Source organism: Streptomyces sp. JLSY215 (genome assembly GCF_059682825.1).
Window position 1 is genome coordinate 5,980,751 of sequence record NZ_CM185022.1, and the last position, 25,397, is coordinate 6,006,147.

Consider the following 25,397-nt stretch of genomic DNA (forward strand, 5'->3'; position numbering starts at 1 on the left):
AATCCTAGGGGTCTTAACGGCGTGTCATCGAGTCGTTGCACGTTTGGAATGGAGAATGACCCCTCATTTGAGTGGCTACCCTTCAGACGACTTGCCACTCGAACGAGTTGCGCCCGCCGTCGCGGACGCCTTGACGCCCCCCTTGCCGTCCGCGGCTCCGGCAGGTGCCTCGAAGGACTCCAGCGCGACCAATACGTCCTGAACGCGGGAGATTTCGGCGTTGATGTCCTCCTGCCGGCGCGACAGGACCTCCAGCTCGCGCTTGCCCTCTTCCACGATCCGGGCGGCCTCGGCCTTCGCCTCGGTGTGCATCCGCTCGGCGTTGCGCACCGCTTCGGCCTTTTTGTTCTCGGCCTCCTTGATCAGGCCCTCGGCCTTCTTCACCGCCGAGATCCGCACCTTGCTCGCCTCGCTGTTCGCGTCCGACAGCAGCTGGTCGGCCTTGTCCTTGGCCTCGACCTGCTGCGCCGTGGCCTGCGCGATGAGCTTGTCGACCCGCTCGCCGGCGTTCTTCATCGCCTCCGCGGACTCCCGGCGGGCCCGGTCGTGCAGCTCCTCGACCTCGCCCTCGACCCGCACCCGCAGCTCCTCGGCGCGGTCCCGTATGGCCGTGGCGTCCCCGCGGGCCTCTTCCAGCAGGGTGTTGGCGTCCGTACGGGCCTTCTCCACCCGCGCATTGCCCTCAGTGGTCGCCTCCGTGACGAGCCGGTCGGCCTCCTTGCGGGCCGCCCCCACCATCGTGTCGGCCTGCTCCTCGGCGGCGGTGGCCGTCTTGAGGGCCTCCTCCTGAGCCTTGGCGATGAGCTGGTCGGCCTGCTCGGCGGCGTCCCCGCGGCGCTTGGCGGCATCCTTACGGGCCTCGTCCAGCAGTCGGTCCGACTCCTGCTGGGCCTCGGTCCGCAGGCGCTCCGCCTCGGCCTCGGCGTCCTCCTTGACCTTCGCGGACTCACCGCGGGTCCGATTGGCGTGCTCCTGCGCCGCGGTGACCGTTTCGGCCGCGTCCGCCCGCAGCCGGTCCGCCTCCGCGGTGGCCGCGGCGAGCATCGCCTCCGCCTGCTCGCGGGCCTGGGCCCGGGTACGGTCCGCGTCCCGCTCGGCGGTGGCCGTGGTCGCCGCCGCCTCGGCACGCAGCCGCTCGGCCTCCGTACCGGCTTCCGAGATCAGCTCGTCGGCCTGCTGCGCGGCGTCCGACCGCGTCTTGTTGGCCGCCTTGCGCGCCTCGTCGCCGGTCTCCTCGGCGTCCGTCCGCGCCTTCTCCAGCACCTCGGCCGCCTCGGTCCGCAGCCGCTCCGCGACCTCGGCCGCCTCGGTGACCGTGACCTGCGCCTGCTGCTCGGCCTCCGCGCGCAGCCGGTCGGCGGTCTGCCGGCCCTCCTGGACCATGCGGTGCGCGTCGTCCTGCGCCGAAGACGTCAGCTCGGTGGCCTCGGTGACGATCCGTTCGGCCTCCGCACGCGCCTCGGTGATCAGCGCGTCGGCCTGCTCGCCGGCGTCCGAACGCATCCGGTTCGCGTCGTCCCGCGCCTCCGCACGGGCCCGCGCCGCGTCCTGCTCCGCGGACGCCAGCGCGTCCGACGCGTCGGTCCGCAGCTGCTGCGCCTTGGCGGTGGCGTCCGCGACCAGCTTCTCGGCCTGCCCGGTCGCCTCCGCCAGCAGCCGGTCGGCCTGCTCCGCCGCCTCCGCGCGCGCCGCGTTGGCGTCCCGGCGCGCCTCGTCCACCACCCCGGCGGCCTCGGTGCGCAGCCGCTCGGCCTCCTCGAACGCCTCGGAAACCGTCCGCTCCGCAAGGGACTTCGCGGCCTCGGACGCCTCCTGCGCCTCGCGCCGGACCCGCGCCGCGTCCTCGGAGGCCCGCTCCCGCTCGTCGTAGGCGTCCTTGCGGACCCGGTCCGCCTCGTCCTGCGCTTCGCTCTTGGTCCGCTCCGCCGCATGCTCGGCCGCCGACCGCAGCCCGGCGATCTCCTGCTCGGCCTGTTCGTGCAGATCCGCGACCGCGTCCCGCACCTGCTGAGCGGTCTGCTCGGCCGCCGCGACCAGCTCGCCGGCCCGCCGGTCCGCCTCCTCGACCAGCCGCTCCGCCTCCGCCTGCGCCTCGCTCACCCGCGTACGGGCCGACGCCAGCAGCTCCTCGGACTGCTCCCGCGCCGCGGTGCGCTCCTGGTGGGCCTCCTCGCGGGCCTCGCCCAGCAGCTGCTCGGCCTCCCGGCGCCGCCGCGCGGCCTCCTCCTGGGCCTCGGCCAGCGCCTGCGCCGCCTCCGTACCCGTGCGCTCCGCGGCCGTCGCCGCCTCCGCGCGCACCCGGTCCGCGGTCTCCTGCGCCTCCGTCTTGAGCCGCTCCGCCTCGGCCGCCGCCTCCGCGCGCAGCCGTACGGCCACCGCCTCGCCCTCGGAACGCGCCGTCGACGCGTCCGTGGCCGCTTCGGTGCGCAGCCGCTCGGCCTCCTCCTCGGCCTCCTGCTGCAACGCGCGGCGCCGGTCGGCGGCCTCCGCCTTGAGCCGGGCCGCCTCCTCCTGCGTCTCCCGGCGCAGCCGCTCGGCCTCCGCGCGCGCCTCGCGCAGCGCGTCCTCGGCGGCGGTGACCCTGCTCTCGGCCTCGGTGTGCAGCCGGTCCAGCTCGGCCTGTGCCTCGGTCCGCTTCTCCTCGGCGGCCCGCTCGGCCTCCGCGCGCAGCTCCTGGGCGCTCTCCTCGGCCGTCGTGGTCAGCGTCTCGGCGACCTGGGTGCCCTCCAGGAGCAGCTGCTCGGCCTCCGCACGGGCCCGCTCCAGCGCCTCCTCGGCCTGCCGGCGCAGCGCCGAGGCCCGCTCGATGGCCTCGGTCCGTACCCGCTCGCTCTCCGTGACGGCACCCGAACGGGTCTCCTCCGCATCGGCCTTGGCCTTGGACAGCAGCTCCTCGGCGGTACCGGCCGCCTCCTCGATCTGCTGAACGGCCTCGCGGCGGGCCTCGCCGCGGATCCGCTCGCCCTCGGCGACCGCGTCCGCCCGCAGCGTCTCCGCCTCGCCGCGCAGCCGCCGCGCCTCCTCCTGGAGTTCGACGGTCTTGGCGCGGTACTCCTTGGTGTCGTCCTTCGCCGCGCCCTTCAGCTGGGCCGCGGTGTCATGCGCCTCCTCGCGCAGCCGGTCCGCCTCGGACTCGGCGTCACGGCGCAGCCGTTCGGCCTCCTCCGCCGCGGCCTTGGTGGTGGCCTTGGCGTCCTCCGACGCCTTGGTCAGCACCTCCTCGGCGGTCCGCGCCGCCTTCGCCAGCTGCGCCGCGGAGTCCTCCGCCGCCTTCGACCGCGCGCTCTCCTGCGCCTCGGCGAGCAGCCGGTCGGCCTCCGTGCGGGCATCCGCGCGCAGTTGCTCGGCCTCGGCCTTGAGCGCCTCGGATTCCTTGGTCGCCTCGGCGACCAGCCGCGCGATCTCCGCCTTGGCCGTACGGGTGCGCTGTTCGTTCTCCGACTCGGCGGCCGACAGCCGCTTGCCGGCGGCCTGCTGGGCCTCCTCGACGAGCTTCTCGGCCTCGGCGCGCGCCTCGCGCAGCGCGGTGTCCGCCTCCTGGATCCGCGTCTCGGCGGTGCGGGTCAGCTCCGCGGCCGCCCGGCGCGCCTCCTCCGACTCCGTACCGGCCGTCGTGCGCAGCTGCTCGGCCTGATCGGTCGCTTCCTGCGCCTGGTTGGAGGCGGCGTTCAGCAGCCGCTCGGCGTCCGTGCGCGCCCGGCGCAGGATGGATTCCGCTTCGGCGCGGGCCTCCTCGGCCGAGGTGTCGAGGCGCTCGCGGGCCCGCTCGGCCAGCCGCTGGGCCTCGGCCCGCGCCGACCCCAGCGCCTGCTCGGCCTCCGCCCGCGACTCCTCCATGAGGCGGCGGGCCTGCGACTCCGTGCGCGCCCGCAGCTGTTCGGCCCAGGCGACGTTCTCGTTGACATGCGATTCGACGGTCTGGCGGCGCTCGTTGAGCTCCTCGTCCAGACGCTGCCGGCGGGTGACCGCCTCCGCATGCAGCTCGGCCTCCAGCCGGGACTGCCGCTCGGCCTGCTCCTGGAGCAGCCGCTGGGTCTGCGCCCGCGCCTCGCGCACCTCGCGCTCGGCGTCCGTGCGCAGCTGGTCCGCCTGGATCTGCGCATTGCGCAGCAGCTGTTCGGCCTGGTGGCTGATGTTGTCGTAGGCAGGGCGGGCCGCGAGGTTGCGGCGCGCCTCGTGCAGCTTGGCGCGCAACACCTCGACCTGGTAGCCGAGGTCGTCGGCGTGCTGGACGGCCTTGTCCCGCTCGGTCTTCAGCCGCTCCATCTCGGCCTCGAACTGCGAGAGGTGGTCGTCAGCCTCGTAGCGGTCGTTGCCCCGCACTGCGCGGTCCCATCCGTCCCCTGGTCATGGTGGCGGCCGACTCCGTCCTGCGGATGCTCGTCCCGTACACGTCACGTCGTACCGGACTCGCGCCCATCGGAGCTGACCCTTCCGAAGAAATGGTGTCAGATCATCGGCAGAGTATGGACCGAGCCCCACTCCCTTACCCCGGCCGAAGGTGCACTCTACCGGCCGGGGAACGTATAGGTCAGTGGTCCGCCGGGGAGGAGGGCGCCGCGGTGACGAGTTCGGTCAGCACACCATGGCAGTCCTTGGGGTGCAGAAAGGTGATCCGGGAGCCCATCGAGCCGGTCCTGGGCTCGTCGTAGAGGACCCGTACGCCCTTGTCGCGGATGGCCGCGGAGTCGCCGTCCACATCCGCCGTACCGAAGGCGATGTGATGTACCCCCTCACCGTTCTTGGCGAGCCATTTGCCCACCGCGGAGTCCTCCCGGGTGGGCTCCAGGAGCTGCAGATACGAGGCGCCGCCGTCGGACGTCTCGTTGATCTTCAGCATCGCTTCCCGGACACCCTGCTCCTCGTTGACCTCGGAGTGGAACACCTCGAACCCGTACGTGGCACGGTAGAAGTCGACGGTCTTGTCGAGGTCGAAACAGGCGATCCCGATGTGGTCGATTCGCGTCAGCATGGCTCCAGTGCACCGCCCGCACGGCCGGTTACGCAACGTGCGCGCCGTCACACCCGCTTCCCGGTGACCCCGGGCGTACCGCTCAGTACATTGACGAGAACCCTCGTTAACTTCCCTGCAAAGGAAGGCCGCACCGCATGTCTGCAACGAACGGCACGAACGCAACCACCTCGGTGATCGTGGCGGGAGCGCGCACCCCTATGGGCCGCCTCCTGGGATCCCTGCGGACCTTCTCCGGCGCCGATCTGGGCGCGGTCGCCATCAAGGCGGCACTGGACCGGGCGGGCATCGGCGGTGACCAGGTGCAGTACGTGATCATGGGTCAGGTGCTCCAGGCCGGCGCCGGACAGATCCCCGCGCGCCAGGCCGCCGTCAAGGCCGGCATCCCGATGAACGTCCCCGCGCTCACCGTCAACAAGGTCTGTCTCTCCGGCCTCGACGCGATCGCGCTGGCCGACCAGCTGATCCGCGCGGGCGAGTTCGACGTCATCGTCGCGGGCGGCCAGGAGTCCATGACCAACGCCCCGCACCTGCTGCCCAAGTCCCGCGAGGGCTTCAAGTACGGCGCGGTGCAGATGCTCGACGCGATGGCCCACGACGGCCTCACCGACGCCTACGAGGGCGTCGCGATGGGCGAGTCCACCGAGAAGCACAACACCCGCCTGGGCATCGCCCGCCCCGAGCAGGACGAGATCGCCGCGCGCTCCCACCAGCGGGCCGCCGCCGCCCAGAAGAACGGGCTCTTCGAGGCCGAGATCACCCCCGTCGAGATCCCGCAGCGCAAGGGCGAGCCGGTCCTCTTCAGCAAGGACGAGGGCATCCGCGGCGACACCACCACCGAGTCCCTCGGCAAGCTGCGCCCGGCCTTCGCGAAGGACGGCACGATCACCGCCGGCACCTCGTCGCAGATCTCCGACGGCGCGGCCGCCGTGGTCGTCATGAGCAAGGCCAAGGCCGAGGAACTGGGCCTGGAGTGGATCGCGGAGATCGGCGCGCACGGCAATGTCGCCGGCCCCGACAACTCGCTCCAGTCGCAGCCCTCCAACGCCATCAACCACGCCTTGAAGAAGGACGGCCTGACCGTCGAAGATCTTGACCTGATCGAGATCAACGAGGCCTTCGCGGCCGTCGCCGTGCAGTCAATGAAGGACCTCGGGGTATCCCCGGAAAAGGTGAATGTCAACGGCGGTGCGATCGCGCTGGGGCACCCGATCGGCATGTCCGGCGCCCGCATCGTGCTGCACCTCGCGCTGGAGCTGCGCCGCCGGGGCGGCGGGGTGGGCGCCGCCGCACTGTGCGGTGGCGGTGGCCAGGGCGACGCGCTGATCATCCGCGTACCGGGTAAGTAACCGCGAAACGGACCGAGCCGAAGGAGACGGGCAAACGATGGTGGACGTCCCGCAGCTGGTGGAGCAGGCCCGGCAGGGCCGCCCGAGGGCGGTGGCCCGGCTGATCTCCCTCGTCGAGGGGGCGGCGCCGGAGCTGCGCGAGGTCATGGCGACGCTCGCGCCGCTCACCGGCAACGCCTATGTGGTCGGGCTGACCGGCTCACCGGGCGTCGGGAAGTCCACCACCACCTCCGCACTGGTGACGGCCTACCGCAAGGCGGGCAAACGGGTCGGCGTGCTCGCCGTCGACCCCTCGTCGCCCTTCTCCGGCGGGGCGCTGCTCGGCGACCGCGTCCGGATGTCGGACCATGCCTCCGACCCCGGCGTCTACATCCGCTCCATGGCCACCCGCGGCCACCTGGGCGGCCTGGCCTGGGCCGCGCCGCAGGCCATCCGCGTCCTGGACGCGGCCGGCTGCGACATCGTCCTGGTCGAGACGGTCGGCGTCGGCCAGTCGGAGGTGGAGATCGCCTCCCAGGCCGACACCAGCGTGGTGCTGCTGGCCCCCGGCATGGGTGACGGCATCCAGGCGGCGAAGGCCGGAATCCTGGAAATCGGCGATGTCTACGTCGTCAACAAGGCCGACCGGGACGGCGCCGACGCCACCGCCCGTGAGCTCAACCACATGCTGGGGCTGGGCGAGGCGCGGTCGCCGGGCGACTGGCGGCCGCCGATCGTCAAGACGGTCGCGGCGCGCAGCGAGGGTGTGGACGAGGTCGTCGAGGCGCTGGAGAAGCACCGTGCCTGGATGGAGGAGCACGGGGTACTGGCCCAGCGGCGCCGGGCGCGGGCGGCGCGGGAGGTCGAGACGATCGCCGTCACGGCGCTGCGCGAGCGGATCGGTGATCTCCGGGGGGATCGCCGGCTCGATGCGCTGGCCGAGCGGATCGTCGTCGGTGAGACGGACCCGTACCGGGCGGCGGACGAGCTGGTGGACGGGCTGACGAACGGGGGCTGAGGGCGCCGCGGTGCGCTTGTGCCGCTGGGCTCGGTGGGGGCGGGTGTGGAGCGGGGTGCGTTGGTGCCGCGGGGGGGGCCGGAGGGGACGCACGGGTGTCCGTCCTCGGGCCGGGCGCTTCTGGTTCGTAGGAAGGGCGGCCCCCCGTTCGCTCCGGTCCCTGCGGGCGGACACCCGTACATCCCCTCCGGCCTACGTGTCCCGTCTGCGGCCCGGTGGCACTGCCCGTCCCGGCCCAGGGAGACGGGTTCGCCGCATCGCATCGCATCGTGTCGCCTCGCCTCGCCCCGTGCCTTGCCGTGCCGCATCGCGTCGCGTCGCCTCGGGCCGTGCCGTGCCGTGCCGTGGTGTGGTGTGGTGTGACGGTGATCGGTACGGCGGGACGGGCGCCCGCGTCGGTCGCCGGAGGGGATGTCCCGTAACCCGCCCGCAGGGACCGGAGCGGACGCCGGGGTTCCTGTGTCCGGGACCAGAAGCGCCCGGCCCGAGGACGGGTTACGGGGCGTCCCCTCCGGCCCCACCCACCAAGCCACGGCGAACCGGCCCCGGCCACCAGCCGGCGGTCAGTCGTCCGAGCCGCCGTTGTCGTCGTCGTCAGCGTCGTGCGCCGGGGCCACCGTCACCTTCCCGGACTGCGGGTCGACCAGCACCTTGTGCTCCTTGCCGTCCTTGGTGACCGTCTCGGTCTCCCAGACGGCCTTCGCCCGGTGGTCGTCGTCCAGGTCGACGGAGGTCACCGTGCCGTGCCCGGCGGCGATACGGGCGGCTGCCGCGGCGTCGACCTTCGCGCCCGTGGGCCGCGGGCCGTCGTCCTCGTGATCGATGTGCTGGTTCAGTACGCGGCCGTTGACGGCGTCCAGCGTGATCTCGTGCCACCTGCCGTCCTTGCCCAGGACGTCCGCGTCCCAGACCAGGCCGGGCCGGTCCCGGTCCAGGTCGAGGCCGGTCACCGCGCCCGGGACGGCCTTCAGCGCGGCCGCCGCGGCCTGCGGCGCGCTCACCTTGGCGGCGTTCGCCTCGCGGAGGTCCTCCTGGCTCCGGTCGCCGCGGTCCCGGTCGATTCCGTGTGCCGCGGGCCGCGCGTCCGTCCGGGCGGCGGACGGGGCGCTGCCGGGCCCGTCGCCGCTGTTGACGGCGACCGCGGTGGCGGTGCCGCCCGCGATGAGGACGGCCGCGGCGGCGGTGGCGATGATGACGTGGCGCTTCATGTTTTCTCCCCTGTGATCGGCTGTGACACCACAGTTGCCGAACGAACCTGAAGGGGAGCTGAAGCCGCCTGAAGACGCCTTCAGGAACGAGATGTCAGGGTGGGCGCATGCTCCCGCCCGTCGCCCACCACCGCCCCAACGGAGGCGCAATGCGCCGCCCCTTTCGCCTGCTGATCGTGGAGGACGAGAAACGGCTGGCCCTGTCGCTGGCCAAGGGCCTGCGCGCCGAGGGGTACGCGGTCGATGTGGTGCACGACGGCCTGGACGGGCTGCACCAGGCGGGTGCGGGCGCGTACGACCTGATCGTGCTGGACATCATGCTGCCCGGCATGAACGGCTACCGCGTGTGCGGGGCGTTGCGGGCCGCGGGCCATGACGTACCGATCCTGATGCTGACCGCCAAGGACGGCGAGTACGACGAGGCCGAGGGGCTGGACACCGGCGCCGACGACTATCTGACCAAGCCGTTCTCGTATGTGGTCCTGGTGGCCCGCATCAAGGCGCTGCTGCGCCGGCGCGGACGGTCCGTGCCGCAGGTGCTGCGGGTGGGGGAGCTGGCCCTCGACCTGGGGGCCCGCAAGGTCGCGCTGGACGGCGCGGAGGTCGCGCTGACGGCCAAGGAGTTCGCCGTCCTGGAGCAGCTGGCGCTGCGCGCGGGCGAGGTGGTGTCCAAGGCGGAGATCCTCGAGCATGTCTGGGACTTCGCGTACGAGGGCGATGTCAACATCATCGAGGTGTATGTGAGCGCGCTGCGGCGCAAACTCGGCGCCGGGCGCATCGTGACGGTGCGCGGCGCCGGATACCGGCTGGTGCCCGGTGCGTAGGGCGCTGGGCTCGGTACGGGCCAGGGCGGCGGCCGGTGCGACGGTGGTGGTCGCGGTGGCGCTGATCGCGGCCGGTACGGCGGTGCTGCTGGTGCTGCGGAGCAACCTCCAGGACCAGGCGGGGCTGCAGGCCGAGGTCGCGGCGCGGGAGGTCGCCGCGCAGATCGCGACCGGCACGGCGTACGGGAAGCTGGACCTGCCGGACGGCGACGACCATCCGGTGGTGGTCCTGGACGACGACGGACGGGTGCTGGCGGCCGGCGACGAGGTGCGGGCGGTGGACGGCCGGACCGTGCCGCCGTCCCCGGGAGGGTCCGTGGCGCCGCCCACCGACGACGACGGCGGCGATGACGACGACGCGGGCGGTCCCCGGCCCGGCGAGGTCGACGACGACGCGCACTACCGGGACGGCACCGCGAACGTCGACGGCAAGGTCGCCGACTACCGCTTCGCGTCCCTGGAGGCCAAGGACATCCACGGCGCGAAGGCCGTGGTGCGGGCCGGTTCGGCGCTGGCGCCCGAGCGCAGCACCGTCGGTACGGTGCGCACCGCGATGCTGACCGGGCTGCCGCTGCTCCTGCTGGTGGTGGCCGGGGTGACCTGGCTGGTGACCCGGCGGGCGCTGCGCCCCGTGGAGGGAATCCGCGGCGAGATGGCCGCGATCACCGCCAGTGCGGATCTGAGCCGGCGGGTGCCGGTGCCCGCGGCGCAGGACGAGATCGGCCGGCTGGCCCGTACGACCAACGAGACGCTGGCGGCCCTGGAGACCTCCGTCGAGCGTCAGCGGCGGTTCGTCGCGGACGCCTCGCACGAGCTGCGCAGTCCGATCGCCTCGCTGCGCACCCAGCTGGAAGTGGGTGTCGCGCACCCGGAGTTGCTGGATGTGCCGGGCGCGGTGGAGGACACCGTACGGCTCCAGCGGCTGGCCGCGGATCTGCTGCTGCTGGCGCGGCTGGACGCGGGGGAGCGGCCCGCGTCGGCGCGTGTCGATCTGGCGGCGCTGGTGCGGGAGGAGATTTCGCAGCGGTCCGGGGGCCGGGTGCCGGTGCGGGCGGGGGATCTGGCGGGCGTCGAAGTGGCCGGGTCGCGCGGCCAGTTGGGCCGGGTGCTGGGCAATCTGCTGGACAATGCGCAGCGGCATGCGGCCTCGGCCGTACGGGTGGCCGTGGCGCGCGAGGGGGAGTGGGCCGTGCTGCGGGTCGACGACGACGGGTCCGGGGTGCCCGAGGGGGAGCGGGAGCGGATCTTCGAGCGGTTCGTACGGCTCGATGACGCGCGGGCGCGGGACGACGGCGGGGCCGGGCTGGGGCTGGCCATCGCGCGGGACGTGGCGGTGCGGCACGGCGGCTCGCTGGCCGTGCGGGAGGGGTCGGTGTTCGAGCTGCGGCTGCCGGTGGCCTCCTGAGCCGCGGCCCGGTGGGGCCGCGGCCCCACCTCACAGGCCGCCGCGGCGTTCCCGGAGGTGCTCGGCCACCGGCGTGAGCGAGCTGCGCAGCGCCTCGAGGTCCTCGGGGGCGAACAGGTCGATGAAGTGCTTGCGCACCGAGGCGACGTGGTGCGGGGCGACCCGGCGCATGGTCTCCCAGCCCTCGTCGGTCAGTACGGCGAAGAGGCCGCGGCGGTCCGACTCGCAGCTCTCGCGGCGCACCAGGCCGGCGTTCTCCATCCGGGTGATCTGGTGGGAGAGACGGCTCTTGGACTGCAGGGTGCCCGTCGCCAGGTCGCTCATCCGCAGCCGGTGGTCCTCGGCCTCGGAGAGGTTGACGAGGATCTCGTAGTCGTTGTTCGTCAGGCCGAACGGCTGCAGATCGCGCTCGAGCTGGTGCATCAGCAGCCTGCTGACGTCCAGATGGGTGCGCCAGGCACGCTGTTCCTGGTCGGTCAGCCAGGGGGTGTCACTGTCGGTCGTCATGGAGTAATTCTACCCGTAAAAGTTGAATAGTGAATTAAGTTGCCGTGCCCCGGTTGGCCGGGACTCGTCCCCGTGTCGAGGCGTGAGACGCCATCCGGGACCCCGTGTGGTTGGTCAGACGTTCGAGGTCACCGTCCGCAGACTACCGCTCACAGCCCGAAGCGACGCTGGAGCCCTCCGAGGCTGCCGGGCAGCTGGGGCAGTTGTGAGCCACTTTGCGCCGCGTGCCCGCCGCCGCCCGGAACGCCCGCCTCGTCCGGCACCGCACCCGTCGCCAGCTCCGGCATCAACACCTCCGTCGACTGGAGCAGGACCGTCCCCGCCCCCACGAACTCGAACTGGTGCTCCTCGCCGGAGGCCCCGCCGATCCCGGTGTGCGCCCGCAGCCCGCCGAGGAATCCCCGCAGGTACTGGTGGTCGTAGTGGTGGCACGGGGAGGGGCAGTCCGCCCAGCCGACGAGCGCCTGCGGGTCCACCCGGAGCGGCGGCTCCATGAAGACCACCGGCCCGTTGGAGGCGGCCACGAACTTGCCCGTGCCGATCAGGGTGAGGAACCCCGGGATGATCGACTGCTTCAGCGACAGAGATGGCTGAAAGGCGAGCAGGTTGCCGGAGCGGATGGTGAGGTTGCCTTCGTCGAGGTCGAAGGAGTTCACATCGAAGGCGCGGTCGGCGAGGAGCATCTTGCCCTGCCCCTCGGCAACCACCCAGTCGGCGGCGTGCAACGGGGAGTGGAAGCTCCCGGCGATCAGCCGGTCGAGGCCGCCGTGTCCGATCCCGTGGAAGTCGATCCGCCCGTAATAGGCGATCATCTTCCCCTTCTGCAGGAACCACTGGCCGTTCAGATCCACGCTGAAGGCATAGGGATTGACGTTGTCGTCGGTCGGCAGTGTGCCGACATCGTGGACGACGGGACCGGTCACAGCTTCTCCTCCGAGGCCTGTACGTAGACGGTGCCCTGGCCCGACAGCTCCAGCTGGAAGGCCTCCCCCGAGCCGCGGCCGACCATGTCGCGCCAGCCGAGCGCCGTGGACAGTTTGTTGCGGACGTCGCCGCGGTGCGCCACGTAGGCCTGCGGGTCGACATGGACCGCGCGCTGCGGCGTGATCGGCAGCTCGATGACCCCGCCGTGCGCCATCACCGCGGCCGAGCCCTGGCCCTTGAGCGTCGTGGTGAACAGGCCCTGCCCGGTCACCTGGCCGCGCACCATGCCCATCACCCCGCCCTGCGAGCCCATGAACATCGTGCCCTGCTGGAGCGAGCCGTCGAAGGCCAGCAGCCGGTCGGCCTCGACATACAGCGTCTCGCCCGTCAGGTCGACGACATGGACGTGATGGCCGCCGTGGCCGAACATCACCGTCCCGCTGCCCTCCACCGTCATCAGCGGCGTCGCCTCACCCGCGATCCGCCGCCCGATCATCGAGCCGATACCGCCCTGGCCGCCCTGGATGTTCGGGGTGAAGGACACCTCGCCGCGGTAGGCGAGCATCGCCCCGCGCTGGCTGAACATCCGCTGGCCCGGCGTGATCCGGGCCTCCACCATGCGGGAGTTGAGCGCCGTGAACGGCATCAGACCTCACCGCCCACGGTGTTGCGCTCGCTGGGCTGTACGTACACCAGGCCCTCGCCCTCGAACCGGATCTGGAACGCCTCGCCGGAGCCCTCCCCTATGAACGTCCGGAAGTTCACCCCGGACTGGAAGTGCTGCTTGAGGTCGCCGGTGTGCGCGACATACGCCCCGGGGTCGACCTGGAGCGGATACTGCTTGGTCACTCGCAGCACCACCGCCGGCCCGTCCGAGGTGATCGCGGCCTGACCGCTGCCCTCGACGGTCGTGGTGAACAGGCCGTTGCCCTGCGAGGCGCCGCGCAGCCCGGTGAAGGTCGTGCCGGTCCGCAGCGCGGCATCCGTGCAGAGCAGATTGCTGGCCTCGACGTACAGCTTCTCGCCGTGCAGCTGCACCAGATTGATCTCGCTGGCGCGGTCGGCGAAGAAGCACGTGCCGTGGCCCTTCACCTCCATCACGGCCATCTGCTCGCCCGTCAGCCGCCGGGTGACCATGCCGCGCAGACCCTCGCCGCCCCCGGTCATCTTCTTGAACGACATCTGGCCGTCGTACGCGACCATCGCACCGTTTTTCGCCTTGACGGCGTCGCCCGTCATATCGACGGCGAGCACCTTGCTCCCCTGGAGCCGAAACTGAGCCACGGACCCGACCGTAGTCGGCCACGGCCGTCCGGGGCAGGCCCTTTTGGTCATGGTCTGCCCCGCACCGGCCCTTTTCCGGGCTTCGCCGCCCCCGGCGCGATGATCATTCGGACGGCTGTCACAATGGGCCGCAGCTTGTGAACTCTTGCACAAGCCCTTTGCTGGCTCCCTCCGCCGTACTGACGAGGTTCCCGTGGACATCAAGACCGCCGCTGCCCTGCACCGACTGCGCCTGGCATCCATCCCGGAGGCCATCTCCTTCCCGGCGCTGCTGATCTTCGGCACCGGCTTCCGGCTGGCCTTCGACTACGACTCCCTGGTGATGCCGCTCGGCCTGATCCACGGCGTGCTGTTCATCACGTACGTGGTGCTGCTGCTGGACGTGTGGAACCGCACCAAGTGGCCCCTCAAGCGGGTGGCGTTCTTCTTCGCCCTCGCGATCGTGCCCTTCGGCGGGCTCTACGGCGACCGGGTGCTGCGCCGCGAGGAAGAGGCCGGTGTGATCGCCGCCCGCGCCCGCAAGGAAGGGGTCGTCAACGCATGATCGTCGCCTTTTCCGTCAGTCCGCTGGGCGTCGGTGAGGACGTCGGCGAGTACGTCGCCGACGCGGTACGGGTGGTCCGCGAGTCCGGGCTGCCCAACCGCACGGACGCCATGTTCACCTCCGTCGAGGGCGAGTGGGACGAGGTCATGGACGTCGTCAAGCGCGCCGTCGCGGCCGTCGAGGCGCGCTGCGGACGGGTCTCGCTGGTGCTGAAGGCCGATATCCGGCCCGGCGTCACGGACGGCCTGACCTCCAAGGTCGAGACCGTCGAACGCCATCTCGCCCGGGACGCGTAGCAGCCTCAGCCGCCCGCCGCCAGGGCGATGCCCAGCGGCGTCCGCTCGTACAGCACCTGATGTCCGTGCCGGCGCGAGGCCAGCAGACCGGCGTCGCGCAGCACGGACAGATGCGCCGAAACGGACGACGGCGCCAGGCCCAGGCGGTGCGCCAGGGCCGAGGTGGTCGACGGGGCATCGAGGGCGGCCAGTACGGCGGCCCGGTTCGCGCCCAGCAGCCGTACGAGCGCCGGGCCCGTCTCCGGCTCGCTCCACAGGCCGCCGATCCCGCGCGCCGGATAGATCACGGTGGGCTGCCAGGGCGGATCGAAGCCGCTCACCACGTCCGGCCAGACGAAGGCGCTCGGCAGCAGCAGCACCCCGCGCCCGTCCAGATCCTGCATCTGCAGGAAGTCGCTCCGGGTACGGACCGTGAGCGTGTCCCCCGACCACGACAGCCGCGGATGCAGATCGGCGAACAGCCGCCGCAGCCCGCCACCCGCCAGCTGACGCGAACGGTAGGCGATCTCCGCCTCCAGCAGGGCCCGCAGCCGGGGCCAGTCCGGGGCCAGCAGCGCATGCCAGGCCCGCTCGGTGGTGTCCGCCAGCTCCTGGACCGCCCGCGCCGGATCGGCCAGCGCCGCCCGGCCGCGCGCCGAGGCGGCCGCCCCCGGCACACACGCCAGCGACTTGGCCATCTCGGCCCGCGCGAGCGCCGGATCGGTGGCCCGCAGCAGCGCCAGCTGCTCCTCGAACCCGGCCAGCGGCACGGCCGGCGGGCGCCCCAGGAAATCCGGGGTGTACCCGGGCGACGGCATGAACAGCCACAGCGGCGTCAGATCCAGTCCCGCCACCGTCTCGCGCATCCGCCGCAGCCACGGCAGGTGATAGCCGTGCCGGTCCGTGCGCCGCAGCATCCGTACCGCCTCGTGCGTCTCGCACAGCGGCGAAATCGCGAACCGGACCCGCAGAAAGTCGTCCGCCCCGAAATGCAGATCCAGCGGCACCGGCGGCGCCTCCCCTCCCCAGGATTCGGCTGCACCCGAAAGACTACGGTCCGGGGCCCGGCCCCGGCACGCTGCCGCCATGCGCTCCGTCACCGGGCCCGCACAGCCGGGCCGCGCCCCCGCACGCCCCGACGCGGCCGAGCGGCCCGTTCCGGCCGGCTACCGCGCCGTCTTCGCCGTCCCCGAATTCCGCTTCGTCTTCGCCGCCCACCTCCTGTCCTCCCTCGGCGTGGTCGTCTGCGAGATCGCCCTCTCCCTCCTGGTCTTCGACCTCACCGACTCGCCCCTGCTCAGCGCCCTGACCTTCGCCCTCGGCCTGCTGCCCTACGTCGTCGGCGGCACCCTGCTGTCGGCCGTCGCCGACCGCTACCCGGCCCGCACCGTCCTGGTCGTCTGCGATGTCCTGTGTGCCCTCGCCGCGGCCGGGATGGTGGCCCCGGGCGCCCCGATCGCCGTCCTGCTGTCCCTGCGCTGCCTGACCGCCGCCATCGCCCCCGTCTTCGCCGGGACCCGGGCCGGCACGCTCGGTGACCTCCTCGGCGACGGCGAGCTGTTCGTCCTGGGCCGCTCCGTCATCCGCATCGTCAACCAGGGCGCCCAGCTGGCCGGCTTCGCGGCCGGGGGCCTGCTGCTGGCCGTGGTGCCGCCCAGGGCGGTGCTCGCCCTCACCGCCTGCACCTTCCTCGGCTCGGCGCTCCTGCTGCGCCTGGGGACCCGCGCCCGGCCCGCCCGCGACACGGCCCGCGGCGCGCTGCTGGGCGCCTCCCTGGCCGGCACCCGCCGCCTGCTGGCCGACCGCCGGATCCGCGCCCTCCTCCTGCTCGGCTGGCTGCCGCCCACCTTCGTGGTGATCCCCGAGGCGCTGCTGATCCCGTACGGCGACCTCCTGGGCACCGGCCCGGCGGGGCTGGGGCTGCTGCTGTGCTCCATGCCCATCGGCGCGGTCATCGCCGAATCCCTGGTCGGCACGTTCCTCACCCCGCGTGCCCGCACCCGCCTCACCTTCCCCATGGGCCTCTTCGCCGTCCTGCCGTCCCTCGGCTTCGCGGCGGGCCCCTCCCTCGGCTGGGCGGTCCTGCTGCTCGTCCTGACCGGCACCGGGATCTCGTACAACTTCGGCGTGGACCGCTGGTTCGTGGCCGCGGTCCCCGAGGAGCTGCTGGGCCAGGCGATGACCGTGATGCAGGCAGGCCGGATGACGACCATGGGCCTGGCGATGGCCCTCGCCGGGGTGGCGGCCGCCTGTGCACCGCTCCGGGTGGTGATGCCCGCGGCGGGGGTGGCCGGTGTGGTGTGCGTGCTGGCGGTGATCTTCGAGGTGCGGCGCACGGCGGGCGGCGCCGCGCGGCCGGGCGGGCGTACGGCGGCGGGGAGAGCTGGCCCGGCCTAGGGCTCCCGCCCCGGTGCGCGGCGCGTCCTCGCGGACCGAAAGCTGAGACAAGGCTGACCACGATATGACCGGCGGGTAGGGTCGGAGATGTGCCGAAGCCGCTCAGCCTTGCTTTCGATCCCATCGCGCGTGCCGACGAGTTGTGGCAGCGCAGATGGGGCGCCGTGCCCTCGATGGCCGCGATCACCTCGATCATGCGGGCCCATCAGATCCTGCTGGCCGAGGTGGACGCCGTGGTCAAGCCGTACGGGCTGACCTTCGCGCGCTACGAGGCGCTGGTGCTGCTGACCTTCTCCAAGGCCGGTGAGCTGCCGATGTCCAAGATCGGCGAGCGGCTGATGGTGCACCCGACCTCGGTGACGAACACCGTCGACCGGCTGGTGAAGTCGGGCCTGGTGGCCAAGCGGCCGAACCCGAACGACGGCCGGGGCACCCTCGCCTCCATCACCGAAAAGGGTCGCAAGGTGTGCGATGCCGCGACCCATGACCTGATGGCGATGGACTTCGGGCTCGGCGCGTACGACGCCGACGAGTGCGGCGAGATCTTCGCGATGCTGCGGCCGCTGCGGGTGGCGTCGGGGGATTTCGAGGCGGAGTAGCCACGCCGCCACGGGCCCGTCATGCCGGGGGCGGCGGGCCCTCCCGTACGCCGGGGGGCGGCGAAGATCGCCCCGGAACGGGCGGTTACGCTCTGGGGCATGAAGCGAAGCGTCCTGACCCGATACCGGGTGATGGCCTACATCACCGCCGTGATGCTGCTCGTGCTCTGCACTTGCATGATCTTCAAGTACGGCTTCGGGATGGGCAAGGACCTCACCCTCGTCGTCTCGCAGATCCACGGCGTGCTCTACATCATCTACCTCGTCTTCGCCTTCGACCTGGGCTCCAAGGCCAAGTGGCCGTTCGGCAATCTGCTGTGGGTGCTGGTCGCCGGGACGATTCCCACGGCCGCCTTCTTCGTCGAGCGCAAGGTCGTCCGCGACGTCGAGCCGCTGCTCACGTCGGGTGCCCCGGAGCCGGTCAAGGTCTGAGGCCCCGCTCCCGCTCACCCCTCGACGCGCCTGTCCCCGCCGGGACGGGCGCGTTTGCGCTGTTCGGGGCGGCCCGGACGGGGCTCACCGGACTCACCGGCCGCTTCCCATCGACAATTACTAGGACGTCCTAGTAAATTCGAAGGTATGGACGCTGACGCGATCGAAGAGGGCCGCCGCCGCTGGCAGGCCCGGTACGACTCCGCCCGGAAGCGGGACGCGGACTTCACCACGCTCTCCGGCGATCCGGTGGAGCCCGCGTACGGTCCCCGGCCCGGCGACAGCGTCGAGGGCTTCGAGCGGATCGGCTGGCCGGGCGAGTATCCCTTCACCCGCGGCCTGTATCCGACCGGCTACCGCGGGCGTACGTGGACGATCCGCCAGTTCGCGGGCTTCGGCAACGCCCAGCAGACCAACGAGCGCTACAAGATGATCCTCAAGGCGGGCGGCGGCGGCCTCTCGGTCGCCTTCGACATGCCGACGCTGATGGGACGGGACTCCGACGACCCCCGCTCGCTCGGCGAGGTCGGCCACTGCGGCGTCGCCATCGACTCCGCGGCGGACATGGAGGTCCTCTTCCAGGACATCCCGCTCGGGGACGTCACGACGTCCATGACGATCAGCGGCCCGGCCGTCCCCGTCTTCTGCATGTATCTGGTGGCGGCGGAGCGCCAGGGCATCGACCCCGGCGTCCTCAACGGCACGCTCCAGACCGACATCTTCAAGGAGTACATCGCCCAGAAGGAGTGGCTCTTCCAGCCCGAACCGCATCTGCGGCTGATCGGCGACCTGATGGAGCACTGCGCCCGCGGCATCCCCGCGTACAAACCGCTCTCGGTCTCCGGCTACCACATCCGCGAGGCGGGCGCGACGGCCGCGCAGGAGCTGGCGTACACCCTCGCCGACGGCTTCGGCTACGTCGAGCTGGGCCTCAGCCGTGGACTGGACGTCAACACCTTCGCGCCCGGCCTGTCCTTCTTCTTCGACGCCCATGTCGACTTCTTCGAGGAGATCGCCAAGTTCCGCGCGGCGCGCCGGATCTGGGCCCGCTGGATGCGCGATGTCTACGGCGCGACCAGCGAGAAGGCCCAGTGGCTGCGGTTCCACACCCAAACCGCCGGCGTCTCGCTGACCGCCCAGCAGCCGTACAACAACGTCGTCCGCACCGCGGTGGAGGCGCTGGCGGCGGTGCTCGGCGGCACGAACTCGCTGCACACCAACGCGCTGGACGAGACCCTGGCGCTGCCCAGTGAGCAGGCCGCGGAGATCGCGCTGCGTACCCAGCAGGTGCTGATGGAGGAGACCGGCGTCGCCAACGTGGCGGATCCGCTCGGCGGTTCGTGGTTCATCGAATCGCTGACCGACCGGATCGAGGCGGACGCCGAGAAGATCTTCGACCAGATCAAGGAGCGCGGCGCACGGGCGGTCCCCAACGGCCAACACCCGATCGGCCCGATCACCTCCGGGATCCTGCGCGGCATCGAGGACGGCTGGTTCACCGGCGAGATCGCCGAGTCCGCCTTCCGCTACCAGCAGTCCCTGGAGAAGGGCGACAAGCGGGTCGTCGGCGTCAACTGCCACCATGGCTCGGTCACCGGCGATCTGGAGATCCTGCGCGTCAGCCATGAGGTCGAGCGCGAGCAGGTACGCGTCCTGGCGGACCGCAAGGCGGCCCGCGACGACGCCCGGGTGAAGGCATCGCTGGAGGCCATGCTCGCCGCCGCCCGCAACGGCGGCAACATGATCGAGCCGATGCTGGAAGCCGTACGGGCCGAGGCGACGCTCGGCGAGATCTGCGGGGTGCTGCGGGACGAGTGGGGGGTCTACACGGAGCCGGCCGGGTTCTGAGCACCACTCTTCCGAGTATGGATCGAGGGGGCGGGGTCGTCGTGTTGACGACCCCGCCCCCTCGATCAGTACCGGGTCGGCTCAACTTCCGGCAGTGAGGGCGAAGCCGAGGACCGGGCTGACGACGATCGCGCCGAAGAGGGCCCCTGCGGCGACGCCGATCACGATCTTGCGGGTTCGGGTGCCGGCGATCGATCGCCATGCCTCCCGCGTCTTGAGGCGCGGGCCGCCGGTTTCTTCCGTGCGCCAGGCAAAGATCATATAGGGGACGATGAGGAGAACAGCGAAGAAGGCGAGCGAGAAGTCCTCTATGACCTCCCCACGACTGGCGAGGGTATAGGTCCCGGCGGACAGAATGCTGAGAACGGTGCTGCCGTTGTGCCCCTGGGTCGTGATTTTGACGCCCGGGTCGTACTCGTCGTCGAGGTTGCTCATGGACGCCTTGTTGTCCACGACTTTCCCATCGTCCGAGCGGAAGGTGCCATCACACTCGTAATCATGGGAGGTCGTGGAGTGGCGACTTGTGCTTTGCCGGGAGCATTCCTTGACCGTGAAAGTTCCGTGCGTGCCGGTGAGGCCCGCTGCGGTCAGCCCTTTCAATGTCAAAACGACGAAGGCTACCAAGGCGACAAGGAACCCCGCAGTATAGGCCAATAGGGCCTTAAAAGACGTCCTGCCGGACATGCGGGGAGAGTTGGGCATGACGGTTGTTCCCTTTCGTGGTCATCGGCCGGGATCCGACGGCTGGGCGACGCCGGGGAGTTGTGCCTGGCGGGAGTAGCGGTGGCGGGCCGCCGGCTCAGCCGGACAGGGTGAAGGCGAGCACGGGACTCATGGCCATGCCGGCGAGGGCCACCGCCGCGATGGTGACCACGGCCGGGCGGGTTGCCGTGCCCTTGGTCGAACGCCAGGTTTCCTTCAGGGTCTTGCCGTTTTTGTCGAAGCGCGTGATGAACCAGAAGAGCACAAAGGCGTCAGCGAGAAGGAACGCGAAGCCGATAAGGAAGTTCTTCAAGGCCTCGCGTGGGCTGTTCAGCAGGACCGAAGCGCCGGTCCGCTGGGTCGAGAACTGATGCCCCTTGGGGTACGCCTTCTCGAAATCACTAATAAACGAATTGTCGTCGATCGCGATCTTGCTATCGGTCGGGCGGAATGTCCCGGTGCAGGTGTAGCTGTGTGAGATTGAACCGCCATGCTTGCCGGAGGTGGTGTGATGGGTGACGAGATGGCACTCCCTGACCGTGAATGTTCCGTGCGTGCCCACGGTGCCTGTCTGGGTCAGCCCCATCCAGAGGAAAATGCAACTAGCCGCCACCAGCATCACGATGGAGAGCAAGTGGAGGAACCGGCCCCACACTCTCTTCACTTCGGCTACGCGTCCAGAATGGGGCATGGCGGATATTTCCTTTTCTGTTCGATTCGGAGGGTCAAGGAAACCGCTGTCGGTGGTTCCGTCGCGCAACAGGCGATGCGCCGGATATGAAGGTGATCTTCACGGCCCTCCCATCCGGCGGTCGCGGCCATCGGATACCGTACGCCATAGGATTTATGCAATCCTTGCGAGATCCGTACGCATTCCTGTCAACTCGCGTGAACGCAGATCAAGGGGGGACCCGTGGCAGGCTCCGGCTACGATGTGGATCCGGCCGTCCTCAAGGCGCAGGGTGGTGTCTTCAAGGACATCGGCTCTGATTTCAGCGGTGCCGCCAAGAAGTTGGCGGCCGCCCTCAAAGAGGCCGAGGACTGGGGCGACGATGATTTGCTCAAGTATTTCATGGATGTCTACTCCCCGGTGAGTGCAGGTCTCGTCGAGTCGATGCCCACCCTCGGTGAAGGTCTCTCCACGATCGGGGAAAAGCTCGAGGCGACGGGCGAGCATTACGCCACCACCGAGCAGGATCAGCACGATCACCTCGCCAAGTACGCGGCGAGCCGCCCCAAATTCGCGAATTGACGTAGATTCAGCTCGGGACGCCCCCGCATACACCCCATACATCAACGAAAATACGCTTCCCGGGGGAGTGACTCATAGTGGCCATCATGCTTCCGACCGAGGTCGACTGGGTTCTCGATCTGCTGGGCTTCCAATGGCCCAATATCGACGAGGACAAGATGCGCGACGCGGCCGAAGCCTGGAGCAGCTTCGCCGCCTCCGTACGCGAGGCCCAGCAGCAGGGAGACGGTGCCGCCCAAACGGTGTGCGGCGCCAACTCCGGCGAGGCGATTGAGGCATTCAACGATAAATGGAAGAAGTTTTCCGGCGACGGCTTCCTTGATGAGTCCGCCGAGGCCGCCGAGGCGCTTGCCATCGTGCTCCAAATAGTGGCCGCGATCATCATGGTGATGAAGATCGCCGTGATTGCCCAACTCATCGCGCTTGCGATCGAGTTCGCTGCCGCGCAGGCCGCAGCGCCGGTCACGCTGGGTGCCTCCGAGGCCGGGGCGGCCGCCGCCACGGCGACGACTCGGGTCATGGTTCGCCAGATCATCAGCAAGGCGAAGGACCAGATCATCCAGGCCATCAAGGACGCCATCGCCAAGAAGGTGAAGCGGTCGGGCAGGGAGATCGTGATCGATCTGGCCAAGGAACTCGGCATCGACGCCGGCAAGAAGCTCGCCGGGAACCTCGCCACGCAGGGGATCAAGAGTCACTTCGGGGCGCAGAAGGGGTTCGACTTCGGCGCTGCGGGCGAGGCCGTGGCCAAGCCCTTTGTCGACAAGGGGAAAGAGGTCGTCGACGGCGTCAAGGGCGTCGGCGAGGTGGGCCAGGGTCTTGGAAAGATGGCGCAGGGCGACTTCGCCGAGGGCGCCAAGCAAGCATACGAGGGGGAGCAGAAGGTCGCCAAGGTCGCCAAGACCGCTTACGGCGCCACCTACAAGGACCCTGAGCCGGCCGCCTCGGGTTCCGGCACGTCGTCGGAAGGCGGCGACGGCGGCTCCTCCGAGGGCGGGTCCGGCTCCTCGTCGTCCTCGTCCGAAGGCGGCTCCGGCAGCTCGTCCGAGGGTGGCTCCGGCGGCTCGTCCGGTGGCTCCTCCGAGGGTGGCTCCGGCGATTCGTCGTCCTCCAGCAGTGGCTCCGGCGGCTCGTCCGCCTCCAGCGGCGGCTCCGGCGGCTCGAACTCGTCGTCCGCCGCCTCCTCGGGTGGAGCTGCCAGGTCCCGCGCCGAGAGCAACGCCAACACCGACAACGACGGCGGCCAGGACGAGGCCGCACGCGTCCGCAACGCCTTCGGCTGACGCAGCCCCGTACCGCCCGACAGGAGCCCACCACCATGGCCAGCAGCAACAACGCCTTCACCAACCCCGGCGACCGCGAATACCCCATCGAGGAGAGGGACCTCGCCGAGGAGCAGAACGAGCACCTCACCTCCGCTCTGCGCACCGTGCGCGACAACCCCAACGCGCCCTCCGAACTCCAGGACCTCGCCCGCAAAATGCTCGGCGGCCGGGTCGAGCTGAAGGACGTGCTGGACGATCCGTCCGGGTACCGGGCGCTCACCGACGGCATCTCCGGGATGCGGGAGAGCTGGCGATCGATGTCGCCGCAGGACCGGCAGGCGCTGCGGGCGGACATCGAGGAGAAGGCGGAGCAGGCGGAGGCCGAGGGGGTCGGTGCCACGTACCGGCCTCGTGAAGCCTGACGGCAGCCCCGTTACGGCGCCCCCGCCGGTACCCGCAACCGGAACAGCGCGCCGCCCCCCGGTGCCTGCTCCGCGGTGAGTTCGGCTCCGTGGGCGCGGGCGATCTGGCGGGCCATGGCCAGGCCGAGGCCGGAGCCGGGGAGGGCGCGGGCCGCCTCGGCGCGGTAGAAGCGGTCGAAGACGTGGGGGAGGTCGGCGGCGGCGATCCCGGGGCCGTGGTCGCGAACGGTCAGGTCCAACTGCCCTGAAGCGAGGGTGAGTTCGGTCTCGACCGGGCCGCCCGGCGGGGAGAACTTGGCGGCGTTGTCGAGGAGGTTGGACAGCAGCCGGGTCAGGCGGGCCGGTACGCCGGGGACGGTGACGGCGGCCGCGGCCGGGTCGATGCGGGCGGTGAAGGCGATCTCCGGCCAGTGTCCGCGGGCCGCGCCGACCGCATGCTCCAGGAGGGCGGCCGGGCGCACCTGCTCCACCAGCGGCTGCGGCTCCTCGTCGCGGGCCAGCTCGATCAGGTCGTTGACGAGGGTGGTGACCTCACGCAGCTGGCGGCCGAGGGCCGCGGCGGCGCGGTTGCGCTGGGCGTCGGTCAGACGGTCGCCGCGGGCCAGGAGTTCGGCGTTCGTACGGAGCGCGGTGAGCGGGGTCCGCAGCTCATGGGAGGCATCGGCGACCAGGCGGCGCTGGGCGGTGACGGACTGCTCCAGTTCACCGAGCATGATGTTGAAGCTGGTGGCCAGGCGGGTGACCTCGTCCTCGCGGGCGGCCGGGCCGGCGGGCAGCTCGATGCGGTGGCGGGCGTCGCGGGTGGTGGCGATGCGTTCGGCGGTGGCGGTGAGCCGGGCGACCGGGGCCAGGCCCGTACGGGACACCCAGTAGCCGAGCGCGGCGGCCAGCAGCACCCCCGTCGCGCCGACCGCGGACAGCGCCCAGGCGGCGTGCCGTACGCCCCGCTCGACGGTGTCGGAGCGCAGCGCCACCTGGAGCGCCTGGTCCCGGTGCGCCAGGTGCGTGGTGTACATCCGGACCGGGTGCCCGGCGACCGTCAGGTTGGTGTAGTACGCGGGATGGTGCCCGGCGGCGACCTGGCGGGCGGCGGCCCCGAGCGGGAGCGCGTAGCGCTCGTGCGGGTCCTTGGCGGGGTCGGACGGCACGATCTGGACGCAGGGCACGGCCTGGTACCGGCAGGAGGTGTCGCCCGCGGTCGGGCCCCAGCCCCGGGTCTGATGGGTGAGCTGGGTGGCCGTCTGGGCCAGGTTGAGGTCGAGCTGGCGGGTCATCTGGATGCGGATGATCACGAACGCGGCCGCGCAGACGCCGACGGCGACCAGCGCCACCGCCGCGGAGGCGGCCAGCGCCAGCCGGGTACGCAGCGGGCGACGGCGCACCCAGTGCCCGCCCAGCCCGCGCCGGCCGGTCATGCCTCCTCCGGCGGGCCCAGGCGGTAGCCGACGCCGTGCACGGTGTGGACGATGCGGGGTTCGCCCCCCGCCTCCAGCTTGCGGCGCAGATACCCCACGTAGACGGCGAGGGAGTTGGAGTCCGGCCCGAAGTCGCGGCCCCAGACCCGCTCCAGGATCACCTCACGCGGCATCACCTGCCCCGGGTGCAGCAGGAGCAGCTCCAGCAGCGCCCATTCCGTGCGGCTGAATTCGAGCGGCCGGCCGGCCCGGTGGCCGCCGCGGGTGCGCGGGTCGACGACCAGGTCGCCGAAGGCCAGGGTGTCGTCGTCGGCGACGGGGGCCGCGGCGCGGCGGAGCAGGGCCCGTAGCCGCGCGAGGAGTTCGTCCAGGGCGAAGGGTTTGACGAGGTAGTCGTCGGCGCCGGCGTCCAGGCCGTCGACGCGTTCGCTGACCGAGTCCCGTGCGGTCAGGACCAGGATGGGCGTGCGGTCGTCCAGCGCGCGCAGCCGGCGGCAGACGGCCAGCCCGTCCAGGACCGGCATCATCACGTCCAGGACGAGGGCGTCCGGCTGCCAGGCGGCGACCTCGGAGAGCGCCGCCAGGCCGTCGGCGGCGCCGCGCACCGCATAGCCCTCGACGGCGAGTGAGTCCTCGACGGCGGCGCGCACCTCCGGTTCGTCGTCGACGACGAGGATCTTGGGGGCGGCGGGTGGCTGCGGTGGCTGGTGTGGCATGTCCCAAGGCTCCCAAACGGCTCTCTTAGAAGCTTCTTACGGCGCTTGGCGAGCGTGGCG

General features: G+C 71.4%; 25 protein-coding genes. 13 read left to right on the forward strand and 12 right to left on the reverse strand.

Annotation, left to right across the window (positions count from 1 at the left end):
* Positions 1–75: 75 nt before the first annotated feature.
* Positions 76–4,323 carry a polarized growth protein Scy gene (gene scy, locus AC5677_RS26815; protein ID WP_497190479.1) on the reverse strand — a complete coding sequence of 1,416 codons (4,248 nt, stop codon included), beginning with the start codon at positions 4,321–4,323 and terminating at the stop codon, positions 76–78.
* A gap of 208 nt (positions 4,324–4,531) precedes the next feature.
* Entirely contained in the window at positions 4,532–4,972 is a 441-nt protein-coding gene (gene mce / locus AC5677_RS26820) for a methylmalonyl-CoA epimerase (protein ID WP_497190480.1), read from the reverse strand.
* A 173-nt stretch (positions 4,973–5,145) separates the two neighbouring features.
* Here mce and AC5677_RS26825 point away from each other — a divergent pair, with 173 nt between their 5' ends.
* Both AC5677_RS26825 and meaB read left to right on the forward strand, forming a co-directional pair.
* Entirely contained in the window at positions 5,146–6,321 is a 1,176-nt protein-coding gene (locus AC5677_RS26825; protein WP_497196770.1) for an acetyl-CoA C-acetyltransferase, read from the forward strand.
* Between the two features lie 37 nt (positions 6,322–6,358).
* The gene (gene meaB / locus AC5677_RS26830; protein ID WP_497190481.1) at positions 6,359–7,318 is read left to right on the forward strand and encodes a methylmalonyl Co-A mutase-associated GTPase MeaB; all 960 of its coding nucleotides are present in this window, start codon (positions 6,359–6,361) and stop codon (positions 7,316–7,318) included.
* Between the two features lie 563 nt (positions 7,319–7,881).
* Here meaB and AC5677_RS26835 read toward each other — a convergent pair.
* Complete coding sequence (locus AC5677_RS26835; protein WP_497190482.1) at positions 7,882–8,526, reverse strand: PepSY domain-containing protein; 645 nt, start codon at positions 8,524–8,526, stop codon at positions 7,882–7,884.
* Positions 8,527–8,675: 149 nt separating this feature from the next.
* Between AC5677_RS26835 and AC5677_RS26840 the strand changes: the two genes are divergently transcribed.
* Together AC5677_RS26840 and AC5677_RS26845 are read left to right on the forward strand one after the other, a co-directional pair.
* Positions 8,676–9,350, forward strand: coding sequence for a response regulator transcription factor (locus AC5677_RS26840; RefSeq protein WP_497190483.1), 675 nt, complete (start codon positions 8,676–8,678; stop codon positions 9,348–9,350).
* Positions 9,351–9,354: 4 nt separating this feature from the next.
* A complete protein-coding gene (locus AC5677_RS26845; protein WP_497196771.1) occupies positions 9,355–10,755 on the forward strand; it encodes a sensor histidine kinase in 1,401 nt (466 codons plus the stop codon).
* 30 nt (positions 10,756–10,785) lie between these two features.
* Here the strand turns inward: AC5677_RS26845 and AC5677_RS26850 are convergent, their stop codons facing one another.
* From AC5677_RS26850 to AC5677_RS26865, 4 genes are all read right to left on the reverse strand, one after another.
* Positions 10,786–11,262 carry a MarR family winged helix-turn-helix transcriptional regulator gene (locus AC5677_RS26850; RefSeq protein ID WP_497190484.1) on the reverse strand — a complete coding sequence of 159 codons (477 nt, stop codon included), beginning with the start codon at positions 11,260–11,262 and terminating at the stop codon, positions 10,786–10,788.
* 149 nt (positions 11,263–11,411) lie between these two features.
* Positions 11,412–12,185 (reverse strand): AIM24 family protein, encoded by a 774-nt coding sequence (locus AC5677_RS26855; RefSeq protein WP_497190485.1) that lies wholly within the window; start codon positions 12,183–12,185, stop codon positions 11,412–11,414.
* Positions 12,182–12,832 carry an AIM24 family protein gene (locus AC5677_RS26860; protein ID WP_497190486.1) on the reverse strand — a complete coding sequence of 217 codons (651 nt, stop codon included), beginning with the start codon at positions 12,830–12,832 and terminating at the stop codon, positions 12,182–12,184. Before AC5677_RS26860 ends, AC5677_RS26855 begins: the two co-directional genes overlap by 4 nt.
* Positions 12,832–13,470 (reverse strand): AIM24 family protein, encoded by a 639-nt coding sequence (locus AC5677_RS26865; RefSeq protein WP_497190487.1) that lies wholly within the window; start codon positions 13,468–13,470, stop codon positions 12,832–12,834. The genes AC5677_RS26860 and AC5677_RS26865 overlap by 1 nt, the downstream gene beginning before the upstream one ends.
* Positions 13,471–13,663: 193 nt before the next feature.
* On the opposite strand from AC5677_RS26865, the gene AC5677_RS26870 reads away from it, so the two are divergent.
* Positions 13,664–14,014, forward strand: a complete 351-nt coding sequence (locus tag AC5677_RS26870) for a DUF3817 domain-containing protein (RefSeq protein ID WP_497190488.1) — start codon at positions 13,664–13,666, stop codon at positions 14,012–14,014.
* Positions 14,011–14,310, forward strand: a complete 300-nt coding sequence (locus AC5677_RS26875) for an MTH1187 family thiamine-binding protein (RefSeq protein ID WP_497190489.1) — start codon at positions 14,011–14,013, stop codon at positions 14,308–14,310. Before AC5677_RS26870 ends, AC5677_RS26875 begins: the two co-directional genes overlap by 4 nt.
* Before the next feature lie 5 nt (positions 14,311–14,315).
* Here AC5677_RS26875 and AC5677_RS26880 read toward each other — a convergent pair whose 3' ends face one another.
* Positions 14,316–15,296: an ArsR/SmtB family transcription factor gene (locus AC5677_RS26880; protein WP_497190490.1), complete on the reverse strand. Its 981-nt coding sequence runs from the start codon at positions 15,294–15,296 to the stop codon at positions 14,316–14,318.
* 79 nt (positions 15,297–15,375) lie between these two features.
* Between AC5677_RS26880 and AC5677_RS26885 the strand changes: the two genes are divergently transcribed.
* The 4 genes from AC5677_RS26885 (at position 15,376) to icmA (ending at position 19,565) form a co-directional block, all read left to right on the forward strand.
* Complete coding sequence (locus AC5677_RS26885; RefSeq protein ID WP_497190491.1) at positions 15,376–16,686, forward strand: MFS transporter; 1,311 nt, start codon at positions 15,376–15,378, stop codon at positions 16,684–16,686.
* Between the two features lie 89 nt (positions 16,687–16,775).
* Positions 16,776–17,285: a MarR family winged helix-turn-helix transcriptional regulator gene (locus tag AC5677_RS26890; RefSeq protein WP_497190492.1), complete on the forward strand. Its 510-nt coding sequence runs from the start codon at positions 16,776–16,778 to the stop codon at positions 17,283–17,285.
* A 99-nt stretch (positions 17,286–17,384) separates the two neighbouring features.
* Positions 17,385–17,717, forward strand: coding sequence for a DUF3817 domain-containing protein (locus tag AC5677_RS26895; RefSeq protein ID WP_497190493.1), 333 nt, complete (start codon positions 17,385–17,387; stop codon positions 17,715–17,717).
* A gap of 147 nt (positions 17,718–17,864) precedes the next feature.
* Positions 17,865–19,565 (forward strand): coenzyme B12-dependent isobutyryl-CoA mutase large subunit, encoded by a 1,701-nt coding sequence (icmA, locus tag AC5677_RS26900; RefSeq protein ID WP_497190494.1) that lies wholly within the window; start codon positions 17,865–17,867, stop codon positions 19,563–19,565.
* Between the two features lie 81 nt (positions 19,566–19,646).
* Here icmA and AC5677_RS26905 read toward each other — a convergent pair whose 3' ends face one another.
* Positions 19,647–20,267 carry a hypothetical protein gene (locus tag AC5677_RS26905; protein ID WP_497190495.1) on the reverse strand — a complete coding sequence of 207 codons (621 nt, stop codon included), beginning with the start codon at positions 20,265–20,267 and terminating at the stop codon, positions 19,647–19,649.
* A gap of 97 nt (positions 20,268–20,364) precedes the next feature.
* Positions 20,365–20,853 carry a hypothetical protein gene (locus AC5677_RS26910; protein ID WP_497190496.1) on the reverse strand — a complete coding sequence of 163 codons (489 nt, stop codon included), beginning with the start codon at positions 20,851–20,853 and terminating at the stop codon, positions 20,365–20,367.
* 327 nt (positions 20,854–21,180) lie between these two features.
* Here AC5677_RS26910 and AC5677_RS26915 point away from each other — a divergent pair, with 327 nt between their 5' ends.
* The 3 genes from AC5677_RS26915 to AC5677_RS26925 all read left to right on the forward strand — a co-directional run bounded on the left by AC5677_RS26915 (position 21,181) and on the right by AC5677_RS26925 (position 23,206).
* Complete coding sequence (locus AC5677_RS26915) at positions 21,181–21,519, forward strand: DUF2563 family protein (RefSeq protein WP_497190497.1); 339 nt, start codon at positions 21,181–21,183, stop codon at positions 21,517–21,519.
* Positions 21,520–21,605: 86 nt separating this feature from the next.
* Positions 21,606–22,802, forward strand: a complete 1,197-nt coding sequence (locus tag AC5677_RS26920; protein WP_497190498.1) for a WXG100-like domain-containing protein — start codon at positions 21,606–21,608, stop codon at positions 22,800–22,802.
* A gap of 35 nt (positions 22,803–22,837) precedes the next feature.
* On the forward strand, positions 22,838–23,206 hold the full coding sequence (locus tag AC5677_RS26925) for a hypothetical protein (protein WP_497190499.1): 369 nt from the start codon (positions 22,838–22,840) through the stop codon (positions 23,204–23,206).
* A gap of 11 nt (positions 23,207–23,217) precedes the next feature.
* Here the strand turns inward: AC5677_RS26925 and AC5677_RS26930 are convergent, their stop codons facing one another.
* The gene (locus AC5677_RS26930) at positions 23,218–24,621 is read right to left on the reverse strand and encodes a sensor histidine kinase (RefSeq protein ID WP_497190500.1); all 1,404 of its coding nucleotides are present in this window, start codon (positions 24,619–24,621) and stop codon (positions 23,218–23,220) included.
* Complete coding sequence (locus AC5677_RS26935; RefSeq protein ID WP_497190501.1) at positions 24,618–25,337, reverse strand: response regulator transcription factor; 720 nt, start codon at positions 25,335–25,337, stop codon at positions 24,618–24,620. Before AC5677_RS26935 ends, AC5677_RS26930 begins: the two co-directional genes overlap by 4 nt.
* Positions 25,338–25,397 lie beyond the last annotated feature (60 nt).